6 protein-coding genes, 1 pseudogene and 1 riboswitch are annotated in these 7,074 nt (G+C 35.0%); of the genes and pseudogenes, 4 read left to right on the forward strand and 3 right to left on the reverse strand.

Going from position 1 to position 7,074, the window contains the following annotated elements; all coding sequences use genetic code 11:
* Positions 1 to 120 precede the first annotated feature (120 nt).
* A complete protein-coding gene (locus D2K62_RS10100; protein WP_112181926.1) occupies positions 121 to 594 on the forward strand; it encodes a nucleoside deaminase in 474 nt (157 codons plus the stop codon).
* Between the two features lie 44 nt (positions 595 to 638).
* On the opposite strand, the gene gloA2 is transcribed toward D2K62_RS10100, so the two are convergent.
* Positions 639 to 1,022 (reverse strand): SMU1112c/YaeR family gloxylase I-like metalloprotein, encoded by a 384-nt coding sequence (gene gloA2, locus D2K62_RS10105; protein WP_112181927.1) that lies wholly within the window; start codon positions 1,020 to 1,022, stop codon positions 639 to 641.
* Between the two features lie 339 nt (positions 1,023 to 1,361).
* Here gloA2 and D2K62_RS10110 point away from each other — a divergent pair, with 339 nt between their 5' ends.
* Positions 1,362 to 2,288 carry an aldo/keto reductase gene (locus D2K62_RS10110; RefSeq protein WP_112181928.1) on the forward strand — a complete coding sequence of 309 codons (927 nt, stop codon included), beginning with the start codon at positions 1,362 to 1,364 and terminating at the stop codon, positions 2,286 to 2,288.
* Between the two features lie 292 nt (positions 2,289 to 2,580).
* Here D2K62_RS10110 and D2K62_RS18765 read toward each other — a convergent pair whose 3' ends face one another.
* The gene (locus D2K62_RS18765; RefSeq protein ID WP_157967331.1) at positions 2,581 to 2,733 is read right to left on the reverse strand and encodes a hypothetical protein; all 153 of its coding nucleotides are present in this window, start codon (positions 2,731 to 2,733) and stop codon (positions 2,581 to 2,583) included.
* A gap of 642 nt (positions 2,734 to 3,375) precedes the next feature.
* On the opposite strand from D2K62_RS18765, the gene ppc reads away from it, so the two are divergent.
* On the forward strand, positions 3,376 to 6,132 hold the full coding sequence (gene ppc, locus D2K62_RS10115; protein WP_112181929.1) for a phosphoenolpyruvate carboxylase: 2,757 nt from the start codon (positions 3,376 to 3,378) through the stop codon (positions 6,130 to 6,132).
* A 320-nt stretch (positions 6,133 to 6,452) separates the two neighbouring features.
* Entirely contained in the window at positions 6,453 to 6,617 is a 165-nt protein-coding gene (locus D2K62_RS10120; protein ID WP_112181930.1) for a Spo0E family sporulation regulatory protein-aspartic acid phosphatase, read from the forward strand.
* A gap of 84 nt (positions 6,618 to 6,701) precedes the next feature.
* A riboswitch (cyclic di-GMP riboswitch) is annotated at positions 6,702 to 6,783 on the forward strand.
* A gap of 53 nt (positions 6,784 to 6,836) precedes the next feature.
* Here the strand turns inward: D2K62_RS10120 and D2K62_RS18960 are convergent.
* A pseudogene (locus D2K62_RS18960) lies at positions 6,837 to 7,074 on the reverse strand (IS5/IS1182 family transposase); the annotation flags it as partial.

Consider the following 7,074-nt stretch of genomic DNA (forward strand, 5'->3'; position numbering starts at 1 on the left):
TAAATCACGTTTCCGAACATTATTAACGTTAAGTTATGATAATATTCAGATATTGCTTTATTTTTGCTTTAGTTATTGCTAATATAATACTAGAAATATTTTTTAATGGAGGAACATTTTATGGAAAACAATGAGAATTATATGCAAAAGGCTATTGAATTAGCCGTTAGCAATGTGAATAATAATGGCGGACCTTTCGGAGCGATTATCGTAGATCAAACAGGTACGGTTATCGGTACTGGTCAAAATCGTGTTACTGAAAATCATGATCCAACTGCACACGCAGAAGTGCAAGCAATCAGACAAGCATGTCAAAAGCTTGATACATTCCAACTCGATAATTGTGTACTATATACAAGTTGTGAACCATGTCCGATGTGTCTCGGCGCGATCTATTGGGCTCGCATTAAGAAAGTTTACTATGCTGCGGATCAGCAACTTGCAGCTGCAGGTGGTTTTGATGATGCCTTCATATATGAGGAAATTGCAAAACCATATGAAAAGCGTAAAATTCCTTTCCAATTACTAGATATCGACGATAAAAATAAACCATTTGAGACATGGAAAAGCCTAGAAGTTAAAATGGAATATTAAGAAAGTGATAGACGAGCATTTTTTGCTCGTCTATTCTTATGTTTTTATGCTTGATAAATCTCCAATGGCAATCCATCTGGATCACTAAAAAAAGTAAATTTTTTCTTTGTCAATTCATCTATTCGAATGGGCTCTGTTTCTACTCCTTGATCATTTAGGCGTGTTATCGTTTTTTCGATATCTTCTACTGTGAATGCAAGATGTCGTAGTCCTTGTGCTTCTGGATAACTAGGTCTATTTGGTGCATTTGGAAATGAGAATAATTCAATCACATAGGTAGAACCGATAGCGAGATCAAGCTTATAAGAATCTCTATCTGCTCTGTATGTTTCTTTGAGAACATCCAGGCCTAATTTAGTTGTGTAAAAATCTTTTGAAATCTGATAATCCGAACAGATAATGGCAATATGATGAATGGCACGAAACATTTAAGATCCCCCCCTATTTTACTAGCTTAGATGATTTCATTAGAAATTCAAGTTCTATTCGGTCATTTTCATCTCAATTACAGTAATCGAATTAAAACAGGACTTTTGTAGGATGGAATTCACCCTAAATTATTATATAATGAAAACGGTTACAAATTAACTTTATATCTTTTATTTATGAAAAAGAATGATCATTTTTCATTCACATAATGAAGAAGATATATTATTTTTTTCAATTTAGATTGTCCCCCTTTGGCATCCAATTCGTTGGGTGCCTCTTTTTTTATTTAATTATGTTACGATATTATTAATAACAAAATTTAACGATGAGGTGACAAAATGAAATACAGAAGACTTGGTGAAACAGACTTAGACGTTTCCGTAATTGGACTAGGTACTTGGCAATTTGGAGGTGAATGGGGAAAAGACTTCACCCAAAAAGAAGTCGATGCAATTCTAGATAAGGCAAATGAAAAAGGCATCAACTTACTAGATACTGCGGAGTGCTATGGCGATCATTTATCTGAGGAATTTATTGGTAATTATCTTCATTCACATAACCGAGAAGATTGGATTCTCGCAACAAAATTTGGCCATCACTTCCACAATAATTTTGAACGCACAAGACATTGGCAGGCTGATGACGTATTAAAACAGCTTGATCAATCATTAAAATCGCTCAAAACAGAGTACATTGATCTTTATCAAGCACATTCTTGTACAGATGAGGAATTTAAAAATGATGCTTTATGGACAATGTTAGATAAGCAAAAACAGGCAGGGAAAATACGCCATCTTGGTATTTCACTAAAATCAAATAAAAATCCTTATCAAACGCAAGCTGCTCGTGAGGTTGGGGCAACATCTATCCAAGTTGTCTACAATTGCTTAGATCAAGCACCTGAAGAGGAAATCTTTCCTATTGCTCAACAGAATAAGCTCGGCGTATTAGCTCGCGTACCACTTGCAAGTGGCTATCTGAGTGGCAAGTACAAACCAGGAGCTACCTTTGAAACTTCTGATGTTCGCTCACGTCATGATAAAGAAGAGACAGCAAAAAAATTAGCATTAGTAGAGGAAATTGCAAATTCAGAAGTTCCAAAAGATGTTCCTATGGCTACTTGGGCATTAGGATGGTGTCTCAAGCACACTGCTGTTACCACTGTTATTCCTGGCTGTAAAAACCCAGAACAAGTTACCAAAAATGCTGAAGCTGCCGATTTAGACATTGTATCGGATACACATCCACAACATCGAAGTAACTAATTAATTTTAGATTACGGTTCTTATCGCAATTAATGCATATTTGGGCATAGCAGATACTTAGGCGTAATGATGCGAGTTATTATTCCGGCGGTGCGGCGTGCTTTTCCGGCGATACACGCGGTATTCCGGCGGAGCGACCTGTTTTTCCGGCGGTACAAGCATTATTCCGGCGGAGTGACCTGTTTTTCCGGCGGTACAAGCGTTATTCCAGCGGAGTGACCTGTTTTTCCGGCGGTGCTCACATTATTAGAAGAAGCAGTGTTCTCACCTGAGAACACTGCTTTTGTTTGTTTTAGCGATCATGCTTTGTCAAATCAACGGGGATTGTATTATTCTTGTTCGTATACTTCATTAATTCCTCATTACTCGCTATTTCTTTTTCATTAGTTGTTGAGGCATAATGATCTTCATACTCTTCATCTATTTGTTTGTAACGTTTTCGCATAATATCCCTCCTTACACTATAGTGTATGTAGCGGTTGAATAATTCATGCTTTCAGGAACGCACATTCCTATTTAACAGCTTTTTTGCTTCTATCTCTTTTTACCAACCACTATATTATATATTACATTTTCCCCAGGACATTTTCGGATTAAACATATTTAAACCGTCATTTAATCTTATTGTGCCAACCTTTTTTATTCAAATGCACAAAAAAATACCTGCACTATATTATTGTACAAATCAAAATTCGAACAATAATATAGTACAGGCAAATACTTGCGAAGGGATGCAGCTAGCTTGCTACTTCTTTATCATACACAATAATGTAAACGCTATCAATAGTTTTTTTTAAAAATTTACATATTATTTGAGTGAGTGACTTATAGTTTCAACTCCAATTTATTTATAATCTTAATTTAAGATGATTTATTTGATTTTTTTCTTGTTTCATTCTACTATTAAGATAGATATGCTTTATGTAAGATAAAGTTACAAACTTTTCAGTTATTATATCTAAAAAAACATGTTATGATATATCTATGTACCAATAAGAGAACCGTGTAACTACGAATCACACTATTTCTAAAAACAAATATGTGAATATTCTCAATTTTTATCAAATTTTCGAAAGGAAGTGAACACATGCAAACAAATACTGATCAGTTAGCTACCGTATCCTTGCATCGAGACGTTGAATATTTGAATAAAATCCTGGATAAAGTTTTATTCCACGAAGGTGGGGAGGAATTACTTGAAAAAGTCAATAAAATGCGCTCCCTCACTAAATCCTTACGTGATACAAAAGATTCTAGTGTTTACCTACAAATAAAACAGGAAGTTAGTCAACTTGAACATCCATTACGACAGAATGTTATACGTGCCTTCTCTACAAATCTGCATCTTTTTAATATTGCAGAGCAAAACTACCGCAGTAGACGCCGTAGAGAGTATCAGGCACAGGATGAGACAATCATCCAACCTGGTTCACTTGAGGAAGGTGTAAATACGTTATTTGAAAATGATGTTACACCAGAAAAAATTGGCGAACTGTTAGACAAGTTGTCACTAGAACTTGTTATTACTGCACATCCAACAGAAGCTACAAGACGAACAATGCTTAGAATTCACCAGCGTATTGCTGACTTATTAAAAGCTTCAGACTATTCAAGTACACGGTATTCTAAAAAAGTAATTGAAGAAACAATTGAAAATGAAATTACAATTCTGTGGCAATCATCTGAAATTCGCCAGAAAAAACCTTCTGTAATGAAAGAAGTTTCAAATGGTCTATATTTCTTTGATAAAGTTTTATTTGATGTGTTACCACAATTACATCAAGATCTAGAAGATTTATTGTATGAAAAATATAATAAACGCTGGCATGTCCCATCGTTTTTACGTTTCGGTTCTTGGATAGGCGGAGATCGTGATGGAAACCCTAACGTTAAAGCAGAAACTACATTTAAAACGTTGCAAACACATCGTGAACTTGTACTTAGTAAATACAAAGATTCATTAGACAAGTTAAAAGAACTACTTAGTCAGTCTGCTCGAAAAGTAACTATTACCGATGAATTATTCAAATCAATCGAAGAAGATCAAGAAGAATTAGACTATAATGGTTGGCATAAAGAAGACGAAGTATATCGGATTAAACTTGGTCTTATGCTAAAACGCTTGACTTATACGGAAGAAGATCATGAACTTGGCTATAAATCAGCTCAAGAATTAGTCGATGATCTATACTTAATGCAGGACAGTTTGAGCCAACATCATCCTACTCAAACACCTGTGAAACTATTACGCAAAGTAATTCGCCAAGTTGAAGTATTCGGTTTTCATCTTGCTACACTTGATGTTCGTAATCATAGTGGAGAACACGAAGCAACCCTTACAGAAATTTTACGTCAAGTAAATATCACTTCATCTTATAAAGATTTAGAAGAGAAAGAGAAAATGAACTTGCTTATTAAAGTACTAGAAGATCCACGTCCACTAATTTCTGTTTATGATGAATTCTCTGAAGGAACACAAGAGATGATCAATACATTCCGAACAATAAAAGACGCTAAAGATACTTTTGGTGAACGGGCAATTGAAGTTTACTTAATTAGTATGACAGCTTCTGTAAGTGACTTATTAGAAGTACTTGTTTTAGCAAAAGAAGTAGGTCTATATCGTGTGTATCCTGATGGATCAGTCATGAGTCGTTTACATGTCGCACCATTACTCGAAACAATTGATGACTTGAAGGATGGACCAGAGATCATTAAAAACTTATTGGATATTCCGCTTTATCGCAAACACTTAGAAGTTCGTGGTGACTTGCAAGAGATCATGCTTGGCTATTCCGATAGTAGTAAAGATGGCGGAACACTAACAGCTAACTGGGAGCTTTATAAAGCACAAGAAGAGATCCACTCTATCGCTGCTTCTTATGGTGTGAAGTTGAAGTATTTCCATGGACGTGGTGGTTCATTGGGTCGTGGCGGTGGTCCACTTTACTCTAGCCTATTATCACAACCACCAGTTACACTTGGAGACGGTGTGAAAATCACAGAACAAGGTGAAGTGCTTTCTTCACGTTATTTACTAAGTGATATTGCATATCGTAGTTTAGAGCAGGCAACAACTACTATGATGACCGCAATTGCAGGCTTTACTGATATACCAGAACAGAAGGAAATGCCAAATACCAAAGCATCAAGCGCAATGGGTAAAATTTCTGACTATGCGTTAGAAAAATATCAAGCGTTAATCTTTAAAGATGAAGGTTTCTTAACTTACTTTAACCAAGCGACCCCTTTAAATGAATTAGGTGCCTTGAATATTGGTTCAAGACCAATGAAACGTAAAGGTAGTAATCGATTCGAAGACTTGCGAGCTATTCCTTGGGTATTTGCTTGGACACAAAGCAGACAATTACTACCTGCCTGGTACGCTGCAGGAACAGGCATTAATAAATTCATAGAAGAAACTGGAGATCTTGAATTGCTCCAACACATGTATCAAACTTGGCCATTCTTCCAAGCAACCGTTAATAACTTACAAATGGCACTTACCAAAGCTGACCTAACTACAGCTAGTGAGTATACAAAAATGGTGGAAGATCCAATTATTCAAGCTAGAATTTTTGATCAAATTAAAGAAGAATATAATCTAACAAAATCCTTGGTATTAAAAATTTCAAAACAAGACGAGTTAATGGATCATAAACCAAACATAAAAGAATCTGTTAGGTTACGTAATCCTCTAGTTGATCCACTTAATTTGATACAAGTAAACTTAATCACGAAACTTCGTGAAGCTGAAGAAGATTCAGACGAAATGAATGAACTATTAACAGAAGTTTTACTTACAATTAATGGTATTGCAGCTGGTTTACGGAACACAGGTTGATTTTAAAGAAACTATTTCATCTAACGATGAAATAGTTTCTTTTTTTCACAAAAACTAAATTTGTTGTAAATTGTTAGATCTTTTTATGTTTTTTTAGAAACATGTCAATAAAGTCACTAACAACACAAACTTCGACAAAAAAACAAAAATTACCTATGTTTACAATCTATTGAATTCAGTGTAAAATTATAGTAGATTACACAATAGTTAGATGTATTACACACCAAAATAATAGTATAAAATCACATGGAAAGGTGGAATGAAAAATTAACGCTACATGCAAGAAAACAGATAAAAATAATGCGATTGGGGCTGTCATTGTGGGGGACACAAAAATAAAAAACGAACAGCTAGAGCAATTAAGACTTCAAATGTACATGAGATATAGTAAAACTAAAGACGAAAAAGAAATTGTAGAAATTTCACAGGAACTCGATAAGCTAATATATGAATTTATTTCAACTCCAAGTAAAAAAATCATTTAGCTTAAGACAATGTTTATTCATTCACTGCTATGAATATTTCTCCAACTAATACGTCCACACTACTCCTTACATTTAACACATTCTTATTAGCAAAGGCACAGCCATTGAAAAATGGTGTCGCAAAACTATAGGAGCTACGGGAAAACTACGCTTGCCAGTTATCAATATATATGAAAGTAAAAGGAGACAGGAATACGAATTAGGATGTATTCTTACTATTTAAAGGTAAAGAGAGGCTGGGACATAACTAGCCAAAATAACGAAAAAGATTCCGATCATCTTAGGAAGATGGTCGGAATCTTTTTTTGTTGGATTATTTTCAGGATTTGTTGCACCATGCGCATGCTTAGCCGTGTACTTTCTCAAGTTCACCGCCATGAATGCAAATCCTAATTCATTTTCCACTTTCTTCTTGCCTCTTACTGACATACGAGTGAAACGCAAATTAGCCTTCAAA

This window comes from Paraliobacillus sp. X-1268 (assembly GCF_003426095.1).
Lineage (GTDB): Bacteria > Bacillota > Bacilli > Bacillales > Amphibacillaceae > Paraliobacillus_A > Paraliobacillus_A zengyii.

Coding starts and splice junctions, on each gene's coding strand:
- D2K62_RS10100 (WP_112181926.1), top strand. CDS start 121: ATGGAAAACAATGAGAATTATATGCAAAAGGCTATTGAATTAGCCGTT.
- gloA2 (WP_112181927.1), bottom strand. CDS start 1,022: ATGTTTCGTGCCATTCATCATATTGCCATTATCTGTTCGGATTATCAG.
- D2K62_RS10110 (WP_112181928.1), top strand. CDS start 1,362: ATGAAATACAGAAGACTTGGTGAAACAGACTTAGACGTTTCCGTAATT.
- D2K62_RS18765 (WP_157967331.1), bottom strand. CDS start 2,733: ATGCGAAAACGTTACAAACAAATAGATGAAGAGTATGAAGATCATTAT.
- ppc (WP_112181929.1), top strand. CDS start 3,376: ATGCAAACAAATACTGATCAGTTAGCTACCGTATCCTTGCATCGAGAC.